We start from the raw sequence: 19,909 nt of genomic DNA, 5'->3' as shown, positions 1-19,909 counted from the left end.
TCAGATGACGTGTGCCACGTGCTTCAACCTGGCCACCAGATCCGCGGCGTCGGCGACGCGCGTGCCGGCCTCGCGCTTCACCGGCTCCGCGAGCTTCAGCGTGGTCAGCCGCGGCGCGATATCGACGCCGAGAGCCGCGGGCGTCACCACCTCGAGCGGCTTTTTCTTCGCTTTCATGATGTTGGGCAGCGTCGCATAGCGCGGCGTGTTGAGCCGCAGATCGGTGGTCACGACGGCCGGCAGATCGACTTCGAGCGTCTCGAGTCCGCCGTCGATCTCTCGCGTCACCAGCGCCTTGCCGGCTTCGACGCTCACCTTCGATGCGAAGGTCGCCTGCGGCCAGCCGAGCAGCGCCGCGAGCATCTGGCCGACCTGGTTCGCGTCGTCGTCGATGGCCTGCTTGCCGAGCATCACGAGTTGCGGCTGCTCCTTATCCACCAGCGCCTTGAGCAGCTTCGCCACGGCGAGCGGCTGCAACTCGGCGTCAGTCTCGACGAGAATGCCGCGATCGGCGCCGGTCGCAAGCGCCGTGCGCAGCGTTTCCTGGCACCCTTGCACCCCGCACGACACGACGACGACCTCTGCTGCCGCACCGGCTTCCTTCAAACGCACGGCCTCTTCCACGCTGATTTCGTCGAAGGGATTCATCGACAGCTTCACATTCGCGATGTCGACGGCGCTGCCGTCGGCTTTCACGCGGACACGCACATTCGCATCGACGACGCGTTTGACAGGAACCAGTACTTTCATTGCCTACTCCATTTCGATCAGGACTGCGTCACGCCGTCCGCGTGAACCAGTCGCTCAAGGTTTCGTTTTGTTCATGCAGGACCCGCGCCGCCGCGCGGAGTTTGTGCGCCGCAATACGACCCGCCGCGGTAGACACGTCTCACCCGGAAGATGGTTGGGCGTATCATTTGGTGAGCAAGACACCGGTTCAGGGCGCCCGCCGAGGGGCCATTCCCGATGACCGGCCGGCGTGCCGCACCGTTGTCCAGCTGTGGAACTGCGTGCCTCCTCGCTGGAACCCATAGTGTCTGAGCGCAGCACCGCGCAGAATCCCCCTTAAAGGGGAGCACGATTGCATGGACGGGGGATGGCAGCCAGGGTCAACCCGTACGCCTGGAGCAGCTGATGCACGTGACAGAAGCGACACAAGCGACACAAGCGCCGCCCCCGCAGCGGCCCCCGCTGTTCCTCGCCACGAAGGTCTTTCCGCCACGCCTGCCCACCGGCCTGATCGAGCGCCCGCGCCTTGCTTCTCTGGCGGCGCAAACCGAAATGAAGCGTCTGACGGTGATCAAGGCTCCCGCCGGCTTTGGCAAGACTTCACTTGCGCTCACCTGGATAAACGCGCTGGCAACGAGCAGCGCGCGGGTCGCCTGGCTCTCTCTGGACGCTGAAGACGACGAGCCCGCGCGGTACTTCAATCATCTCGCGCATGCGTTGCGGCAAGCCTGCGGCAACGTCGGCGCCGCCGTGATCGGCTTGACCGCCGAAGCGTCGTTCGTGCCGGCCAATTCGCTCGCGTCGACGTTGATCAACGAACTCGTCGATGTCGACGACGAGGTCTACCTTTTCATCGACGACTACCACCTGATCAGCGCAGCACCGATTCACGCAGCGATGTCGCTCTTCATCGCCAACGCACCCTCGCAGGTCCACGTGGTGCTGTGCACCCGAACCGATCCCCCGCTTCCGACGGCGAAGCTGCGAGCCCGCAACGAGCTCCTCGAGATCGACGCGTCCACATTGCGATTCAATTTCGACGAAACGCGCCGTTTCGTCGAGCACGAATGTCCCGGCAAGCTCCGCACGACCGACATGAAGTCGCTCTTCGCGAGCACCGAAGGCTGGGCTGCCGCGCTGCGCATCTCCGCTTCGGTGCTGGCCCAGGACGATCGCCCCCGCGGCTGGCGTGCCAACGCTCCGACTGGCGCATCAAGGCCGCTCGCGGATTACCTCGAAGACATCCTCCAGTCCCTGCCTGCAGAGATGCTCGATTTCATGCTGCGTACGGCAATCCTCGATCATCTGAGCGCACCGCTGTGCGAGGCGGTCACCGGCGTGAAGCCAGGCCAGGTCATGCTGGATGCCATCGTCGCGCGCCAGTTGCTGCTGGAGCCGCTCGATCTGGAAGGACACTGGTTCCGCTATCACCCGCTGATGGCCGAGTATCTGCGGCGTCGGCTGGAGGCCCGCTATCACGAGGAAATCACCGGACTGCATCGGCGCGCGTGGCAATGGTATGCGGCCCAGCAGCAGTGGACCGACGCGGTCAGGCATGCGATTGCGGCCGGCGCCACCGGCGACGCCATTCGCCTCATGGAACACTGCGCCATGTCGCTCCTCAAACGGGGCGATCTGCTCACGCTGGTCGGCTGGCAGCGTCAATTCCCCGCCGACCTGATGCGGGCCCAGGTCACGGTCACGCTGGCGATGGCCTGGGGCACGGTACTCGCCATGCGCTTCGACGACGCGCTCCCGCTGCTGGACTCGATTGAACGCGATGCCGCCGGCCAGGGGGCCGACGCCGAGCGCGTCCGCTCGGAGTGCGTCGCGATTCGCGCAGCACTGGCAGCGCTGCAGGACGACCCGCACAGGGCGCTCGCGCTCGCGCAACACTATCTGGAGCGGCCCTCGCGCGATTCCTGGACCACCAACGTGATCTCGAACGTGACCCGCTTCGCTCACTGGAAAGCGGGGCATCTCGAGGCCCTTCACGCCACACCGTGGATTCCCGACTCGATCGAGGAAGATCAGCGCAGCGTGTTCTCCTCGGTGTATCGGCTCTGCCTGCTCGGCCATGTGGAAATGCAGCAGTTGCAGTTTCCGCTCGCGGAGCGCCGTTTCAATGAAGCAATGGCGCTCGCCGTGCACCATTCGGGCCCGCAGTCGATCGCCGCGGCGCTGTGCGCGCCGATGATTGCGCAATTGCGATACGAGCAGGGACGGCTGGACGAAGCCGAAGCGCTGCTCGTCGAACTCATGCCGGTGATCGAACTTGCGGTGTTTCTCGACAGCGTGCTGATCAGCTACCGGATACTCATTCGAATCGCCGTGGCGCGCGCCAATTTTGCGCATGCGTATGCGTTGCTCGACAGCGCCCAGGCACTGGGTCAGGCACGCCGATGGAACCGGTTGATTGCCGCTGCGCTCGCCGAACGAACCCGGCTGAATCTTGCAGAAGGCAGGCTTACCGAAGCGGGCGCGTGCGTGGCGCAGTTGCGGCAGTTGGCCAGCTCTGCCGTAGAGCCGGCGACTCCGGTGTCGCCGGAGATCGAAAACTATCGGGACCTCGCGGCTGCGTGCCTCGCGATACGGCGACAGCAGATACCCGAGGCGGTCGGGATTTTGAGCGGAGCACTGGAGCGTCTTCAACAGTTGCACGGAACCTATCTGGCGCTGCGCTTGCGCACGCTCCTCGCGCTCGCGTGGCTGAATGCGGGCGAACGCGAGCGGGCGCTCGAGATCTTCCACGACGTTGCGACCATCGCCGCGCCCGCCGGGGTCTGTCAGTCCATCGTCGATCACGGGCCGGAGATTGGCCCGCTATTGAAGCTGGCGCGCGACACGGCCCGCACCACCGGCAACGCGCAGGTCATCGTGAGCTGGCTCGACTGTCTGCTGGATCGCTGGCTGGAACAGCACGAACCCGGCAGCAAACCGCGTCAGGAAGCCGAGCAGGAGCGCCTCAGTTCCCGTGAGCGCGGCATTGTCGAATTGATCGCTCAAGGACAGTCGAACAAGGAAATTGCGCGCACGCTCGGAATCACCCCTGAAACGGTCAAGTCTCATGTAAAGAACATCTTCACCAAGCTCGCGGTCGACAAGCGCGCTCAAGCCGTCGCACGCGCACAGGCGCTCGGACTCGTCAAACACGGCTAGCCGCCGATGCGGCGCGCCACGTACCCGGCTTATCGCCAGACCAGCGATACACAGGCATGGATCAGGACGCCCACCGTGCCGCCGACAAAGGTGCCGTTGATTCGAATGAACTGCAGGTCCCGGCCTATCTCGGCTTCGAGCTTGCGGCTCACCTCCTTCTCGTCCCAGCCTTTCACGACGTCGGTGATCAACGCCGACAATTGATGGCGATGGCGCCGCACGAGCAGGCCGGCAATGTCGAGCCACCATGCGTTCAACTTGTGCTGGATGGATGGCTCGTTCGCAAGGCCATGGCCGATGGATACGAATGTACCGGCCAGCATGTCGCGCACGACGGAGTCCTTGCCGCCGAGATCGGCAAGCACGTGCGCGCGCAGGTGATCGAGCAGGACACCGTAATAGCGGCCATTTTCAAGGTGCCGGATACAGTCGCGCAGCAACAGCCGGCCAAACCGGCGATAGACAGGCGAGCGCTGCAGGTTCCCGGATAGATCGCGCACCGCCGCGTCGAACTGACGCCGAAGCTCGTGCTCCGGGTTCGCCACGACCTCATGGATGAGCGCGACGATGCCTTCGACGAACTTGTTGACGATGTACGCGTCCAGCGGGGCCGGCGTGTATTTCGACGCCTCGCTGAACTTCGCCTTGATCAGATCCACGTTGCTGCTCAACCACGCCTGCGCGGCACTCAGGCCGCGATCCAGCAAAGGCTGATGGCGCTTGCCTTCGGTCAGTATCTTCAGGAGCTGGCCGGCCGTGCGAGATACATCGAGCGTGCGCAAGCGCGGAATCACGAGGCGCTCGAACAGATGCTCGACATCCTTTTCGTCGATGTCCTCGAGCAGGCGGGGAAGCGAGCCAGCCATCACATCCGCGATCACCGCGCTGTTTTCGCGTACCGTGAGCCACCCCGCCAGCGCCTGTGCCGCGTTGAAACCACTCAGTCGCCCGAGGATGACTTCGGGGGTCAGGAAGTTTTGCTCGACGAAACTCCCCAGACTCTCGGCGATGCGCTGCTGGTTCTTCGGGATGATGGCCGTGTGCGGGATCGGAATCCCGCATGGATGGCGGAACAAAGCGACGACCGCATACCAGTCCGCAATCGCACCGACCGTCCCCGCCTCGGCAAAGGCACGCGGCCACGCCAGCCACGGATGCGCAGCCTGCCAGGCCACACAGATGAGTAGCAGTCCGATCATTGCCGCGAGCAAACAGGTTGCCGTCGTGCGCATACGCTCCAGCCGAAGCCGTTTCCCGGTTTCTGCCGGATCCAGCTGCGCGCGTCCGGAATTCCCTTCTCTTTGCGTCACGAAGCTCAACGCGCCTCCTGCCGCAGGAAACGCTTCACTATTGGAGCGACTTCAGTTGCACGCGTGATCAGAAAGAGATGGCCGTCGTCTATGACGTGCAGGGTCGCATCGGGAATCCTTGCGGCGAGGATCTTGGCGTTCGTGAGCGGCACGATCGGATCGTCGTTTCCATGCATCACGAGTGTCGTTTGCCGCAGCGCGCCGAGCCACGGCAAGCTGGTCCAACCCGAGGCAGCCAGCAATTGGTAGAGATAGCCACGGCCGCGCGGCGCCTGGATGTGGCGGCTGTGCGCTTCAAGCAGCGCGGCATCGCGGCGGTACGCGCCGCCGTATATCTCAGCTCCGATCTGGCGCAGGTAAGCCGGATCGGTGTAGCGTCGCGGCCCGATCAGTTTTGACAGCACCGACAGTCGCGCGGGCACCATGATCACCCCGGGCGACGTGGCCGCGAGAATCAGTCTGCGGCAGCGCCGCGGGTACAGGTGCGCGAACTGCTGGGCGAGCGCCCCGCCCCACGATACGCCGAGCACATCGACCGGGTCCGGGTAACCGAGCCGCGTGAGGAGTTTGTCGGACAGGACGGCAAGCGTCGAGAACCGGTACGGCATCAAGGGAACAGGCGAGCCGCCGACGCCGGGGACGTCGAAGATGATGACCGTCACGTCATCCAGAGCCGCAACGAACGGCTCGACCAGTTCGAGATTCGCACCGATGCCGTTGAACACGAGCAGCGGCGGCGAGGCGTCGCTACCTTGCCGGATTGCGACGCGCAGCAACTGGCCGTCCAGATCGATCGTCTGAATCTGCATGGTGTCGAGAAACTCCGGGCTTGTTTGTAGTTCTGTCATCCGATTGATCCTATGTGTCGACGGGAGTTGGTGCTTTAGCACCTGCTTCCGTCCCATGCAAGGCGGTCGACCAGAGTTCGCGCTTTAGCTGTCGGCCAGAGTTCGCGCTCTAGCGCGCTACTCTGGTCCCATGCAAAGCTCCTACTCTGGTCCCATGCAACATGGCTTCGCTACGGTTGCGACTCGCACCGCCCCGAGATCACTTCTTCGGCTGCATGAGCGCTTTCAGTTCTTCGACATGCTCAGCAAAGCGCTTCGTGACCACGGCGATACTGTCGGTCTGCGCGCGGTATGCCGCATCCGCGAGTTCCTGCATGTCCACGAAGGCCTTCTGCAAGGTCTTCTGAACCCCTTCTCCCGCTGCCGCAGCGGATTCGCTGCCGGGCGACCGCAAGCGGGTCACGAGCGATTGCAGTTCCGTCATTGTTGAACGGGCGATTTCCATCTGCTTCTGGCCGAGTTGCTGCACACCCGAGAGCGCGGTCATATTCGCCTCGGCGAGCGCTTCAATGTCCTTGCGGCGCGACTCGAGCAGGGCGGCTACATCGACGCCAGGCAGCTTGAACTGCGTAATGAGCTTCGTATATTCGCCGAAAATATTGCTGGGGTTGGTTGCGGTCATGATGACTCCCTTGGATAGGTTGATAAAAAATGGATTTCTCTGTCCGGTAATCGGACCTGTCAGGCTTCCGAAACGTAGGTCCCGGGTGCTTTGACGCCGGCCTTGTGCCGTTTGCTGCCCAATGTCGCAGGCGCTGCCCGCTTCTCACCGGAGCGGGCGACCAGCCAGTCGCGCCAGTTGCCCCACCACGAGTCCGCTTGCGTCTGTGCGCCGGCCAGCCACGCATCGGCGTTCGCAGGCAGTTCGGAATTCAGGTAGTACTTGGCCTTCGGGTTGCCGGGCGGATTGATCAGGCTCTGGATATGACCGCTCGAACTGAGGATGAAACGGGTATTGCCGCCAAACGTCGTGGCGGTGTTGTACACCCCCTTCCACGGCGTGATGTGATCCGTCATGCCCGCCACCACGTACTTGTCGCAGTTGACCTGGGACAGGTCGATCGGGGTGCCCAGGATCGTCAGTCCCGCCGGCTTGCTGAACAGGTTCTGCGTGAAAATGTCGAGCAATTGCCCATGCAGCTTCGCCGGCAGCCGGGTCGTGTCGTTGTTCCAGTAAAGGACGTCGAACGCAGGCGGCGCATTGCCCAGCAAGTAGTTGTTGACCCAGTAATTCCACACCAGATCGTTGGGCCGCATCCAGGCGAACACGCGTCCCATTTCCTCGCCCGCCAGCACGCCGCGTGAAATGCTGTGCTGCTTGGCCGCCGCAATCGCTTCAGGCGTTGCAAAGAGACCGAGTTGCGAGTCGGCGATATTGTCGAGTACGGCGACCATCAGCGTGGTGGCATTGACCGTCTTGTCACCCCGGCTCGCAAGATGTCCAAGCAAGGCCGCGATCGTCATCGCACCGGAACAGGCGCCATGCAGATTGACGTCGTCGCACCCGGTGATCTCGCGCACGGCCGTAATCGCTTCGAGCAGCGCGCTGACGTACGTGTCCAGATCCCAGTGGCTTTGCGCCGCGGTCGGATTGCGCCAGCTGACGACGAACACCTGCAGCTCGTTCTTGACCAGATAGTCGACGATGCTCTTGCCCTCGGAAAGATCGAAGATGTAGAACTTGTTGATCTGCGGCGGCACGATCAGTTGCGGGCGGCTATAGACCTGCTGCGTCGTCGGCGCGTACTGGATCAGTTCCAGCACTTCGTTGCGAAACACCACGGCACCTGTGGATGTCCCGAGGTTCTTGCCTACCTCGAAGGCCGTCTTGTTGACCTGGGCAGGCATACCGTGGTTCTTGAGCAGGTCCATCACGACATTGCTCGCACCGTCCACGAGGCTCGCGCCACCCGTATCAATCACCTTCTTGAGTGCCGCGGGATTGCCCAGCAGCGTGTTCGTGGGAGACGCCGCGTCCGTGATGAGCGACATCACAAAGCGCGCGCGTTCCTTGTTTGCCGGATCCAGTCCGGAACGCTCGACGAAACCGCCCAGGGCATCTCGCCACGCGAGGTAGCCTTGCAGCGTTGCGCGATACAGCGAATTGTTCTGCCATGCAGCGTCGGTGAAGCGTTTGTCGCCCTTGGGCGGAGTCGCGTGCGTGTTGCCCGAGAAAAGCCCGAAAAGCTCGCGAGCGAGAGCCGCCTCCTGCTCCAGGACGAGGCCCGGTTGGCGCCATGCCTGCGCGCCGATTTTCTGCGCGGTTGCGACGATATCGCATGGGCGCAGACCGACAAACGGATTGGGGCCCAGCATTCCCTCCGCCGCCGAAGCGGCGAGATCGTCGGCCTTGTCGTTTGGTTGCGGGCTTTGTTGCGGGCTTTCAGTGGTTACTGCCATTTTGCTGCTCCTTGCGGAATATCTTGCGCTACGCCAGACGTCATGGATCACGCGACCAGCATCGCGAGGGTTTCTGCAACGAGTGCCGGCTTGTCCTCGCCATCGATCTGCAGTTCGTTCATGGTCTTGATGAGGACGCGGCCGCCGCCCTTGTGCTCCGCCGACACGAGCGAGACCCGGCTACGCACCCGCGCACCCGCCTTCACCGGTGTCATGAAACGCACCTTGTCGAGACCGTAGTTGAGGCCCGCCCTGGCGTCTGCCGGAACGATGCCGATCTCGATCGCCATGGCTCCCAGCAACGACAGGGTCAGGTAGCCGTGTGCGATCGTGCCGCCGAACGGGCTCTCACGTTTGGCCCGCTCCTCGTCCACGTGAATCCATTGGGTGTCGCCCGTACACCCGGCGAACGCGTTGATCCGCGCCTGATCGACAACCACCCAGTCCGATACGCCCAACTCGCGGCCCACGAACTCGCCAATGGTGGCGACGCTGTAGTTCTCCATGTTCATCGTTTGCACTCCTCGCAATCTGTTTGACAATCAGGCGAACTGCTCGCGCAGCCACTTTTTGTTGATCTTGCCGACACTTGTCTTGTCGAGCGCATCGACGAACTTCACCATCTGCGGCACCGCGTATTTGGAAATCTTCCCGCACGTGCTGAACGACAGCACGTGCTGCTTGATGTCGTCCTCGGTGACCGCTACTCCCTCCTTGAGCACGACTAGCGCGACGGGCCGCTCTCCCCACTTGTCGTCCTTGATACCGATCACGGCCACTTCGGAAACACCTTCGTAGCGCGAGATCAGATTTTCGACTTCGAGCGATGACACCCACTCGCCGCCGGACTTGATCACGTCCTTGAGACGATCGGTGATCTGGATGTTGCCGGTCGGATCGATATTGGCAATGTCCTGCGTGTGCAGATAGCCGCCGGCCCACAACTGCTGTGAAGCCTCGGGATTGTTCAGATAGCCCTGCGTGAGCCACGGTGCGCGCGCGACGATCTCGCCAGTCGCTTTGCCGTCGTGAGCGAGTTCGTCCATGTTGTCGTCGACCAGCCGCAGATCCACCAGAGGAACCGGCAGGCCGGTCTTGCAGCGCAGGCGAAGCTGCTCGTCGGCGTCGAGCAGTTCGGCGCCAGGCGGCAGTTGCGCGAGGCTCAATACCGGACACGTTTCAGACATGCCGTAACCGACGAACACGTCGATACCCCGATCCACAGCCGCCTTGGCGAGGCCCTGCGGCAACGCGCCGCCGCCGATGATGACCTTCCAGTTGCTCATGTCCGTCGTTTTGCCCTCCTCGCACGCGAGCAGCATATGCAGGATCGTGCCGACGCAATGCGAGAACGTGACGCCCTCGTCGCGCACGAGCCGGGCAAGCCGGTCCGGCAAATAGCGTCCCGGGTAAACCTGCTTCACACCCATCACCGTGGCGATGTACGGCATGCCCCAGGCGTGGACGTGAAACATCGGGGTGAGCGGCATGTACACGTCGCCGCGATGAAAACGCTGTCCCGACACCGGGCTCGCGAGTGCCGCCATCAGCGTGATGGTGTGCAGCACCAGCTGCCGATGCGTGAAATAGACGCCCTTGGGAAGACCCGTCGTGCCCGTGGTGTAGAACGTCGTCGCGCGAGTGTTTTCGTCGAAGTCCGGAAACACGTAGCTCGTGCTGCTCGCACTGAGCATCGACTCGTATTCAGCGGAGAAGGGAATACTGTGTTCACAAGCTTCACTGCCCGGCTCGTCGATCAGGATAAACGTCCGCACTGTTTCCAGCTTGTCCCTGATCGATTCGACCACCGGCAGAAAATCCGTGTGGACCAGCAGGACTTGCGCGCCGGCGTGGTTGATCGTGTAGGCGATTTCTGCCGGAGACAGACGCACGTTCACGGTCTGCAAGACTGCGCCCATCATCGGCACGGCGAAATAGCTCTCGAGATAGCGGTGGCTGTCCCAGTCCATCACCCCAACGGTGCTGCCGTGCTGCACGCCGAGCTGGCTCAAACCGTTAGCGAGGCGTGCGATCCGCTCGCGCAAGGTCGAATAGGTCATCCGGAACTGATCCCGGTAGACGATCTCCTCGTCCTGCGACTGGACGAACGGTGTGAGCAGCAGTTGCTTGATCAGCAACGGATAGGCGTAGGCGTTGGCCGCCGGCGTGTTGAATTCGTCCTGCATCTGTATCTCCTTCATTCCCAAAATGGATCGCAAGCGGGTGCTGCTGATGTTATTTTTTCCCGGCTTGCTGTGAACTTGCGTGGTGACAATCATCCAAGTGTCGGGACTCGCGGAACACCCCCTGAATGGGGGAGTGTCGCGGAGACAAGCGGGGGACAGGCGTTCCGTGGCCCGCTCAATGAGTTATCACGACGCCCATGCAAACCCGTAACGCAGCATCTGGACTTGCATTGCAATTTTCAGCACGTATAGAATGAATTGATTTTCCCGATCAGCGGCCCGAACCCGATCATGGTTGCGGGACCCACCGCCAGCCGGTCTAACAGGCACGCGGCACACTCCACAGACGTGCGAGTGCGCCGCGTTTTCAGCACCTGTGTACATCGAATGCTTCGAAATGGCACTGATGACCGACACGTCCGAAGAAATCCGGACAAACCAGTGGTTCTGCTCCTTGCCTGCCAGCGAGCAGGAGGCCCTGATCCAGCGGAGCGAACTGATCACGCTGCACCCGGGCGAATATCTGTTTCGCCGCGGCGACGTGCCGACTGGCTTCTGCGGTCTCAAGAGCGGCAGACTCAAAGCCTTCACGCTACGCGAAGACGGCAAGGAGGCGATCCTGGCCGTCATCGAAGCCGGCAACTGGTTTGGGCAGACTTCCATGGCCGGTCGTCAGCCACGCGCGCGGGATGTCGTGGCAATCGAGCGATCGACCCTCTTCGTGGTGGGCACACCCGCCTTTGACGAGCTGATGCAGAGTCAAGTGTTCCTCCGGGCCATTGCCGAGTTGCAGTCCATCCACATGAACTGGCTCTATCGCCTGGTCGAAGACGCGACCCTCCACTCGACGCGCGCACGCGTCGCCCGGCGCCTGCTGCTGCTTGCGTCGGGCGATGTCACAACATGGCCGCAGAGCCGCCAGAACGTCAGCGTCTCGCAGGACACACTGGCCATGATGCTCGGCATCACGCGCCAGACGCTTTCGCTGGAGCTGAAGGCAATGGCCGAACAAGGCGCGATCGCTCTGCGGTATGGACGAATCGAAATATGCTCGAAAGACATTCTCGCGTCCTTTCAGGATCATCCGTAATTGCGCTTGTTGGCATCCCCTTCATCCTTGCGGCTCCCGTCATCCCGCCTGCAGCCTAGAAAATGTGCCGCACGCCGGCCATGATGCTCAGCTGGGTTGTGGTGTACGACGAGCTCAGCGCATTGATCCCCTGGAACTGGGCGCCTACCATGCCGCCGCGGTACAGCGAGTAATCGGCTTCCAGATAGGTATCCGTACGTTTTGACCAGTTATGGTCCGCGACCAGCTGGAATTGCGTCGCGTTGCCGTCGGCCGATTGCGTCTTGCCGGTCTGGATCGTGCGCCAGACATTCGCGGAAAGATGCGTGGCGTCCCCTATCAGCTGTGTGACGCCGCCATAGAACATTTGCCGGGCACTGAAGGTATTGAATTTGAGCGCGGTCAATTCCTGCGGGGTGAACGGACCGTTAGGGAAATTGCCGACGAATCCGGCGTCCTCCCGGTTCACGGCCCAACCGGCAATGACCGTCGTATCGCCGAACGAATATGAGCCGCCGGCCGTCCAGGACTTGAGATGCGCGGAAGTGTTGACGGCGTCGCGCGAGTCCAGGTACGCGGCTGCCAGGCGCAAGGGTATGGCAGGCACATAAACAATCGATGCGCCAATCTGGCTTCCCGAACCAAACGCGCCTGCGTTGCCGCCAAATGCATAGGACGCCTCCGCCGTCACGTATTGCCAGCGTGCCGCGTATTTGACCATGTTGCTGGTCCACACGCCCTGGGCCATCATCACTTCCGGCCGGAACTGATAGAAGGTCGGCAACCAGGGATTGGTGATGTAGGCACCCAGAACAGCGTCAGCAAGCGGGTTGATCTGACGCCCCATGGTCAACTTTCCATAACTGCTCGACTGCAGTCCGACAAAAGCCGTATTGAAGAACGGATAAGCGGGGTCGGTTTCACCACTGTTCGGGAAGAAGCGGTTCTCGAGCTCGAATACGACCTTCGTTCCGCCACCAATGTCTTCCGTTCCCTTGAATCCCCACAGACTCTCGCTCGCACCGTTGCCTATCTGCACGCGAGAATCGCCTTGCGGATTCGCATGAGTCGAGTAGCGAATTCCCTCGTCGACGACGCCAAAAAGCGTCACCGACGACTGCGCCGCTGCCGAGACCGAGTACAGCGTCGCGCCAGACACGATGGCCGCCAACAGGCCGGCCTTGCGCCGATGCCGCTCTTTTCCGGACAATCTCCTTACCTTCGACATGCCTTATGCTCCAATCTTATGATTATGTCGTACTACGAATGATGTAATTCACGCCTGCAACGTGGCCAATACCGGCTGAAGACGCGCGCCTGATCTGTTCCTGCTGCGCGAGTCGATGAGCCCGCGATGCCCTGATGAGACAGCCGGATCGGCGCAAACCTCATCTCCTGGCAGCACACGCGAATCAACGCGGTGTGTCCACAACCACACCTTGCGTGGAAACTTGGGCCACGACTGCCAGAAAAATTACTTTTCGTGCGGCGAATGCATCGGCCACCGCGGCGCGCCTTATTCCATCGTGTTGGAGAGGCTCGGGGGGATAACCCTATGAACCCGGTAAAGTGCGTCGCCCAAGCAACAAATCAATCCAGCCGACCGTCTTCTGAAACTGGCGAGCGGACAAGTGGAATCAGGGTTATCAGCGCTGCAACGCCCTGCTCCGGAACCTGCTTGCGGATATTCCGCCGGCAATCGTCGATCACCGGCTGTCGCTGGTCGGCATCTACGGGAATACCTCGCTGGCAGCGTGGGAAGCGAGTCGGGACAAGGGCGATTCGGGAGGGCTCTGGTCACCGCAATACGCGGTGTCCGGCGGGATGAACACGATTGAAAGCGTACTCAGCGCAGAACCGTCGGAAGACACGCGGCCCATGCTGGAGGGATCGGACGACGGGCGCCAGCCGTCTCGCCGGGGCGCCGGAATTCCCGAGCGCCCCGGCGAGGTCACTGACTCAACTTCAACGCACAGCCTGGAACGTAATCCAGATCATCAGACCGACGTGATCAGATAGGGATTGTCTTTTCCCGGCTCGTAGGGCTGCCCCTTGAGTTCCATGCGTGCAATGCTCTGCAGATGAACCTCGTCCGGGCCATCCGCGAAGCGCAACGCACGGCCCCACGTCCAGCTATCGGCCAATGGCGTGTCGGGGCTCAGTCCCATCGCGCCGAACACCTGGATCGCCCGCTCGCATACGGCGGTGTGAACGCCCGGCACGAGCGCCTTGATCATCGAGATCTCCTTGCGGGCCTCCTTAGCCCCCACGTTGTCGATCATCCATGCGGTTTTGAGAACAAACAGCCTCGCCTGATCGATTTCGATTCTGGACTTCGCGATCCCTTCAGCGATGCTTCCATGCTGATACAGCGCCTTGCCGAATGCCGTGCGTGCCTGGGCCCGCTCCACCATCAACTCGAGCGCCAGTTCCGCGGCGCCGATCGAACGCATGCAATGGTGAATCCGTCCCGGCCCGAGGCGCGCCTGCGCGAGCGCAAAGCCGCTGCCCTCTTCGCCGAGAAGATTCGAGCAGGGTACGCGCACGCCCTTGAACTCGATCTCGCAGTGCCCTTCCGGCGCCATGTGATTGACCACCGTGATATTGCGGATCACCTTGACGCCGGGTGTATCGCGGGGCACGAGAATCATGCTCTGCTGGGCGTGGCTCGGTGCCTCCGGATCCGTTTTGCCCATCACGATGAAGAGCGTGCAATTCGGGTGTGCCGCATTCGTGATGAACCACTTGCGACCGTCGACGACATAATCGTCCCCGTCGCGGCGAATCGACGTCGTGATATTGGTCGCGTCCGAGGAGGCGACCGCCGGCTCCGTCATTGCAAACGCCGAGCGGATCTTGCCGTCGAGAAGCGGCTTGAGCCACGTTTCGCGCTGCGCGGGCGTGGCGAACATATGGAGCAGTTCCATATTGCCCGTGTCCGGCGCATTGCAGTTGAACACCTCCGACGCCCACGCTACGCGCCCCATGATTTCGGCCAGAGGTGCGTACTCGAGATTGGTCAGGCGCGTGCCGGGTTCATCATCGCGCAGATGCGGAAGAAACAGGTTCCATAGACCCGCTTCGCGTGCCCGCTGCTTCAGGTCCTCCATAAAGGAAACCGGATATTGACCGGCACTCACTTCTTCGTGCCACTGCCGGATACGCGGAACGATATGCGTGTCCATGAACGTGCGCAGTTGTGTGCGCAGCGCTTCGACTTTCGGTGTGTAGGCGAAATCCATTTTTACTCTTCCATAATCCTGGTTAATACCGTCGACGCGTCGGGGGACCGTGCTTCGACGACGTCACTAGATCGTCAGTCCGCCATCGACGACGACACACTCCCCATTGGTATAACTCGCGGCGTCGGACACGAGGTAAAGCACCGTTCCCGCCATTTCGCGAGGTTCAGCATGGCGCCGCAGCGGGATCTGCGACACCCAGTTTTTGTAGGTATCCTGATCTTCGAACAGCGCCCCCGCAAAGCGGGTTCTGGTCAAACCCGGGAGCAGCGCATTCACTCGAATTCCCAACGGCCCGCACTCCTTGGCGAAGGCGCGCGTCATGTTGACGACGGCGGCTTTGGTGATCGAATAGATTCCCTGACCGTCGCCAGGCTGCAGTGCATTGACCGAAGCCGTATTGACGATCGCGCCACCGCCGTGCTCCCGCATCAGCTTGCCCGCCTCCACGGACATGAAGAAGTAACCGCGCAGGTTGACTTCCACGGTCTTTTCGAATGACGAAAGATCGGTGTCGAGAATATGGCCAAAGTACGGATTGGTCGCGGCGTTGTTGACGAGGATGTCGAGACGCCCATGCTGTGCACGGATATGCTGGAAAATCCTGAGAATGTCCTCGACTCGCCCGACATGGCACGGGTACGCTTCCGCACTGCCGCCCGCGTCCCTGATCGCGCGTGCTACAGATTCGCAGTCTTCCTGCTTGCGGCTCGACACAATCACGTGGGCACCCTGCCCGGCGAGCAGTTTGGCGATCTCCTCACCAATACCTCGGCTCGCGCCCGTTACGAGAGCAATCTTCTCTTTCAGATCAAACAGATTAGTAGTCACAATCAGTCTCCATAAATCTACGTTCCGGCTTCCTGTCTGTTGTCAGATCAGGTCCGTGCCCATCCTCGCAAGCGCCCCAGCCATCTCGCCCACCTGGCGCGCCTTTTCATTCGATGCGTTACCGCTCAAAGCCCGCTTCTTCACACCCTGTGCGATGGCGGCGAGCCGGAAGAAGCTGAACGCCAGGTAGAAGTTCCAGTTCTCGATTGTCGAAATTCCCCGCAGCGCGCAATACCGCTCGACGATCGACGCCTCGTCAGGCACGCCCAGAGCCGCTCGATTCAAGCCCGCAAGCCCGGCGATATGGCCTTGGGGCGGCAGCCGCAAACACATGCAGAAGTACGCGATATCCGCCAGCGGATTGCCGAGCGTGGACAGCTCCCAGTCGAGAACGGCGCGAATTTGCGGCGCATCGTGCCTGAAAATGAGGTTGTCGATCCGGAAATCGCCGTGCACGAGCGCAGGCTTTCCGGTTTCCGCCGGACAGTGGGCGGGCAGCCACGCGATCAGCGACTCCATCGGCTCCAGAGCATCGGTCTGCGCAGCACGATATTGCCTCGTCCAGAGGTCGATTTGACGTGCGAAATAGTTGCCGGGACGCCCGTAGTCCGATAGCCCGACTGCGTCGATATCCACCTCGTGCAGAGCCGCCATCGTACCGAGCAGTGCGTCGTAAATGGAGCCACGTGCCTCGACAGGTACTTCGGGCAGCGCCGGGTTCCAGAAGATTCGCCCGTCTTCGTAGCTCATCACGTAAAACAGGCTGCCGATGACGCCACGGTCCTCGCAAAGATGCCAGGCACGGGCGACAGGAACTTCTGTCGCGCCGAGCGCCGATAGCACGCGAAACTCACGGTCAACGGCATGGGCGGCCTTGAGCAGCGTGCCGGGAGGTTGACGCCGCAGCACGTAGCGACCGCTTTGCGCCTTCAGAAGAAAGGTCGGATTGGATTGTCCGCCGGGAAATTTCTCGACGGATAGCGGCCCTTGAAAGCCGGCCACGTGCGCCGTCAGATAACGGGTGAGATCTTCGATATCGAATTGGAGGCTGGTATTCATGATGTTGCTGCAGTTGCGACTGGAGCTCAGCCGTAGGTGACAAATTCATGCCGCTCGGCACGTTCGAGATGAGGCACTGCGTTGAAACTGACCAGCGACATCGCACTGTCGTTGAAGACATATTGGCAAACGCTGCTGTTTCGAATCTGCATGTTCAATGCAATCGCGGTGGCATTGGGCGCCTGCAGAACCTGCTGGGCCGTGACCGCGATCGGACCACCCGAACTCACCACCAGAACGCGCTTGCCACCGGCTCGCTGGATGTCGAGGCGCGCACGCTGAACACGCATCTGGAATTGCTGCCATGTCTCGGGAACGGGGCCCGGCAAACGGTCATCGGCCCACAGCTGCAGCGCGTGCCTGAGCCCCTTGTAAAAGTCCTTCTTTGAACTGAAGGCAGAGCGGCCTGCTGACGAACCCGGTGGTGTGCCTTCCTCGCCGAGGGCTGCGAACAATGCCTGGAAATCGTATTCGTTCAAACCGGCGTCTTGTGCGATCTCGGCTTGCAGGCCACCCATTGCGGCAAGAATGGCATCCGCAGTCTGCCGATGCCGCTGCATGGTGCCGATGACAATACGATCGAAGCGCAATTTCGCCTGCGCGAAGTACTCGCCGAGCCAACCTGCCTGGGTATGACCGGAAGGTGATAGCTCGTCATAGTTGTCCGCGCCAAACGACGCCTGACCATGCCGTACCAGATAGAGTTCTGCCATGCCATCCTCGTTGCAGTATGGATAGCAGAATACCTGGCGTTGCGGCATTCAGGAAATTGATTGTTGTGATACCTGGCTATAAGTTTTCGTGACACTTCACGCCACTGCCGCGACGGCCATAGGCCCCGGCTACTGGCTCATTTCCCCCATGAGACGGCCAATCTGCTCGCGCAGCCAACGGTGCGCCGGATCCCCCGTCACGCTTCGATGCCAGTAGCAATGCGACTCCAGATCAGGAAGATCGAACGGCAGATCGAGGATTCGCGCGTCGTAGCGCTGCAGGAGCACCAGCGGTGCGGTGAGGACGAGATCGGTGCGCATCGCGATCAGCGGGGCGACCAGATAGTGCTGAACGCGCGTCTGTATCGAGCGCCTGAGCCCTAGCCGGTTCAGTTCCGCATCGACGAGACCCGGTCCCTGAGGGCGGCTGGATACGTGGATATGACCGAACCCGAGGTAATCATCGATAGTCAGCCTCTTTCCCGTAAACGGATGGTCGTGGCGCAGCATGCATGCATACCGGTCGCGGCCGAGCGGCTCCTGCTCGAGGTAGGGGTCGTCGAGCAGCGGCGCGTCGATCGCAAGATTGACCGCACCGCTGGCCAACGCTTCCGGAACCTCTCTACGCGTGGTGAAGTAGCTTTCGATGCGGATGCCGGGCGCGAGGCGCTGCAGCACTTCCTCCAGCGCAGGCAGCAGGAGCGCCTCCGTGAGGTCGGTCATGCTGAGCCGGAAGGTGCGCTCAGACGAGGCGGGATCGAACTGTCCTCCGGCGTGAGTGCTCGAATCAAGCAGTTGCAGCGCCTCACGAACCCGTCCGATGATGTTTTCCGAAACGGGCGTTGGTATCATGCCCGCCGACGTACTGACGAACAGCGGGTCGTCGAACGCCTTGCGCATGCGCGCCAACGCATTGCTGACAGCTGGCTGACTGATAAACAGCAACTCCGCTGCGCGCGTCAGGTTGCGCGTTCGGTAGACGGCTTCGAAGACGACGAATAGATTCAGATCAACTTTTGACAGGCCCATTTTCGAATTCCCCGACGCCGCTCGCACTGGATTTCCAGCTCATCTTGTTCAGGCACTCGCCTCGGCACCACAAAGCTCGCTAAAAGCGGGGCAATTGAGGAGCCGCGAGAATCTCCGGTCCAACCGACGTGATGTCCGCGTATCCGCATCATGCCACTGTCGTATCGAGTTCCGCCGCGATGATTTCCACACTGCGTCTTCGGCCTTTCTCGTCTTCTGCCGCCAGTCCGTAGAGAAAGGCCCAGCGGCCATCGTGCCGTGCGCGCCCAGCGCCACGGCTTTCAGTCCGTCCTGGCCGGGCCGGATACCGCCGTCGAGCGGCCAGGCCGCGCGCAAAACGAAAATGCACCCGGTTACTGGAGACGCACAATGTCGGCGCGCCGGATCGGGAACCGCCCGAAATCACGCCATCTCGGGTTGATGTGAAATTGACCCGACCTTATGCGTCGAAATCAGGATTGGCGCCTCCAGTGAGATGCTCGCGGCCTACGACGCCGGCGAACTCGACGCTGCGTTTGCGCGACGCGACCCGGCAAGGCGTGACGCGGAGCGCCTGTTCATCGAACAATGTGGATGGTTCGCAGCGCCTCAGTGGTCGCATCACCCAGACGAGCCCTTGCGGATTGCTTCGCTATCCGCGCCCTGCGGCGTTCGTGAGAACGCCTTGAAAGCGCTCGACGAAGCCGGCATCAAATGGACCGAGGTGTTCGTTGGCGGCGGCATCGGCACTGTCGGCGCCGCGGTGCTGGCGGGGCTTGCCGTTGCGCCGATGACCAGACGCGGCTGCCCGCCGCGCGCAATCGACGTCGGCAGCCGTTTCGGGCTACCGCCCCTTGCACCCATCGAGATTGCGACTTACACGCGGGTGCGCGACCCATCGATGCAGGAAGCGATTCGCATCTTCGGTGCCGCGCTACGCAGCGCGAGCGGCACGCTTTGAGGTGGAGGTGAGCGCGGGGATCACTCCCACTCGATCGTCTCCGGCGGCTTGCCCGAAATGTCATACACGACGCGGTTGATCCCCCGCACCTCGTTGATGATCCGGTTCGACACATGGCTGGAAGCACTGCCTGACGGGTGTTTTCGCCGTTTCAGTATGTCCCTGTCCAGGCTCTGTCCAAGGGGTCAGAGCAATGAGTATTCGTGTACGTGGTGGCAAATTCCAGGTACGTGTCACCGTCAATGGCCGTACGGTCACCCAGAGCTTTGGGACCGAAGCGGAAGCGCAACGCTGGGAAACGCGCCAGAAAATCCTGCTGGAGCATGGCGTCGGCGAGGCGGGAAGCAGCAGGTCAGCCTTGCCATCGGCCAGGTTTACGCTGGCTGATGCTATC

General features: G+C 61.8%; 17 protein-coding genes and 1 pseudogene. 4 read left to right on the top strand and 14 right to left on the bottom strand.

Going from position 1 to position 19,909, the window contains the following annotated elements; genetic code table 11:
• The gene (locus tag VGH41_RS16520; RefSeq protein ID WP_331598566.1) at positions 1–750 is read right to left on the bottom strand and encodes an electron transfer flavoprotein subunit beta/FixA family protein; all 750 of its coding nucleotides are present in this window, start codon (positions 748–750) and stop codon (positions 1–3) included.
• A 384-nt stretch (positions 751–1,134) separates the two neighbouring features.
• Between VGH41_RS16520 and VGH41_RS16515 the strand changes: the two genes are divergently transcribed.
• Complete coding sequence (locus tag VGH41_RS16515) at positions 1,135–3,888, top strand: LuxR C-terminal-related transcriptional regulator (protein ID WP_331598565.1); 2,754 nt, start codon at positions 1,135–1,137, stop codon at positions 3,886–3,888.
• Positions 3,889–3,917: 29 nt separating this feature from the next.
• Here VGH41_RS16515 and VGH41_RS16510 read toward each other — a convergent pair whose 3' ends face one another.
• The 6 genes from VGH41_RS16510 to VGH41_RS16485 form a co-directional block, all read right to left on the bottom strand.
• Entirely contained in the window at positions 3,918–5,120 is a 1,203-nt protein-coding gene (locus VGH41_RS16510; protein ID WP_331598564.1) for a DUF445 domain-containing protein, read from the bottom strand.
• Positions 5,121–5,203: 83 nt separating this feature from the next.
• Positions 5,204–6,046, bottom strand: a complete 843-nt coding sequence (gene phaZ, locus VGH41_RS16505) for a poly(3-hydroxyalkanoate) depolymerase (RefSeq protein ID WP_331598562.1) — start codon at positions 6,044–6,046, stop codon at positions 5,204–5,206.
• Between the two features lie 199 nt (positions 6,047–6,245).
• Positions 6,246–6,668 (bottom strand): TIGR01841 family phasin, encoded by a 423-nt coding sequence (locus VGH41_RS16500; RefSeq protein ID WP_331598561.1) that lies wholly within the window; start codon positions 6,666–6,668, stop codon positions 6,246–6,248.
• A gap of 59 nt (positions 6,669–6,727) precedes the next feature.
• Positions 6,728–8,446, bottom strand: coding sequence for an alpha/beta fold hydrolase (locus VGH41_RS16495; protein WP_331598560.1), 1,719 nt, complete (start codon positions 8,444–8,446; stop codon positions 6,728–6,730).
• Between the two features lie 47 nt (positions 8,447–8,493).
• Complete coding sequence (locus tag VGH41_RS16490; protein WP_331598559.1) at positions 8,494–8,958, bottom strand: MaoC family dehydratase; 465 nt, start codon at positions 8,956–8,958, stop codon at positions 8,494–8,496.
• Between the two features lie 30 nt (positions 8,959–8,988).
• The gene (locus VGH41_RS16485) at positions 8,989–10,632 is read right to left on the bottom strand and encodes a fatty acid--CoA ligase (RefSeq protein ID WP_331598558.1); all 1,644 of its coding nucleotides are present in this window, start codon (positions 10,630–10,632) and stop codon (positions 8,989–8,991) included.
• 397 nt (positions 10,633–11,029) lie between these two features.
• Between VGH41_RS16485 and VGH41_RS16480 the strand changes: the two genes are divergently transcribed.
• Positions 11,030–11,722, top strand: a complete 693-nt coding sequence (locus VGH41_RS16480; RefSeq protein ID WP_331598557.1) for a Crp/Fnr family transcriptional regulator — start codon at positions 11,030–11,032, stop codon at positions 11,720–11,722.
• 55 nt (positions 11,723–11,777) lie between these two features.
• Here the strand turns inward: VGH41_RS16480 and VGH41_RS16475 are convergent, their stop codons facing one another.
• The 6 genes from VGH41_RS16475 to VGH41_RS16450 all read right to left on the bottom strand — a co-directional run bounded on the left by VGH41_RS16475 (position 11,778) and on the right by VGH41_RS16450 (position 18,575).
• Positions 11,778–12,929: a porin gene (locus tag VGH41_RS16475; RefSeq protein ID WP_331598556.1), complete on the bottom strand. Its 1,152-nt coding sequence runs from the start codon at positions 12,927–12,929 to the stop codon at positions 11,778–11,780.
• 769 nt (positions 12,930–13,698) lie between these two features.
• A complete protein-coding gene (locus VGH41_RS16470; RefSeq protein ID WP_331598555.1) occupies positions 13,699–14,943 on the bottom strand; it encodes an acyl-CoA dehydrogenase family protein in 1,245 nt (414 codons plus the stop codon).
• A gap of 66 nt (positions 14,944–15,009) precedes the next feature.
• Positions 15,010–15,774 carry an SDR family oxidoreductase gene (locus VGH41_RS16465; protein ID WP_331598553.1) on the bottom strand — a complete coding sequence of 255 codons (765 nt, stop codon included), beginning with the start codon at positions 15,772–15,774 and terminating at the stop codon, positions 15,010–15,012.
• 42 nt (positions 15,775–15,816) lie between these two features.
• On the bottom strand, positions 15,817–16,836 hold the full coding sequence (locus VGH41_RS16460; RefSeq protein WP_331598616.1) for a phosphotransferase: 1,020 nt from the start codon (positions 16,834–16,836) through the stop codon (positions 15,817–15,819).
• A 23-nt stretch (positions 16,837–16,859) separates the two neighbouring features.
• On the bottom strand, positions 16,860–17,546 hold the full coding sequence (locus VGH41_RS16455; RefSeq protein ID WP_331598552.1) for a histidine phosphatase family protein: 687 nt from the start codon (positions 17,544–17,546) through the stop codon (positions 16,860–16,862).
• A gap of 129 nt (positions 17,547–17,675) precedes the next feature.
• Entirely contained in the window at positions 17,676–18,575 is a 900-nt protein-coding gene (locus VGH41_RS16450; protein WP_331598551.1) for a LysR family transcriptional regulator, read from the bottom strand.
• A gap of 427 nt (positions 18,576–19,002) precedes the next feature.
• Here VGH41_RS16450 and VGH41_RS16440 point away from each other — a divergent pair, with 427 nt between their 5' ends.
• Positions 19,003–19,515 carry a LysR substrate-binding domain-containing protein gene (locus tag VGH41_RS16440; RefSeq protein WP_331598615.1) on the top strand — a complete coding sequence of 171 codons (513 nt, stop codon included), beginning with the start codon at positions 19,003–19,005 and terminating at the stop codon, positions 19,513–19,515.
• A 20-nt stretch (positions 19,516–19,535) separates the two neighbouring features.
• On the opposite strand, the pseudogene VGH41_RS16435 reads toward VGH41_RS16440, so the two are convergent.
• A pseudogene (locus tag VGH41_RS16435) lies at positions 19,536–19,631 on the bottom strand (hypothetical protein); the annotation flags it as partial.
• A gap of 77 nt (positions 19,632–19,708) precedes the next feature.
• Here VGH41_RS16435 and VGH41_RS16430 point away from each other — a divergent pair.
• Positions 19,709–19,909 (top strand): hypothetical protein (locus VGH41_RS16430; protein WP_331598550.1); only part of this gene is annotated, 201 nt, incomplete at its 3' end.

The organism is Paraburkholderia sp. (assembly GCF_036488795.1).
Classification (GTDB): Bacteria; Pseudomonadota; Gammaproteobacteria; order Burkholderiales; family Burkholderiaceae; genus Paraburkholderia.
This window is presented reverse-complemented; position numbering and strand designations above follow the sequence as displayed.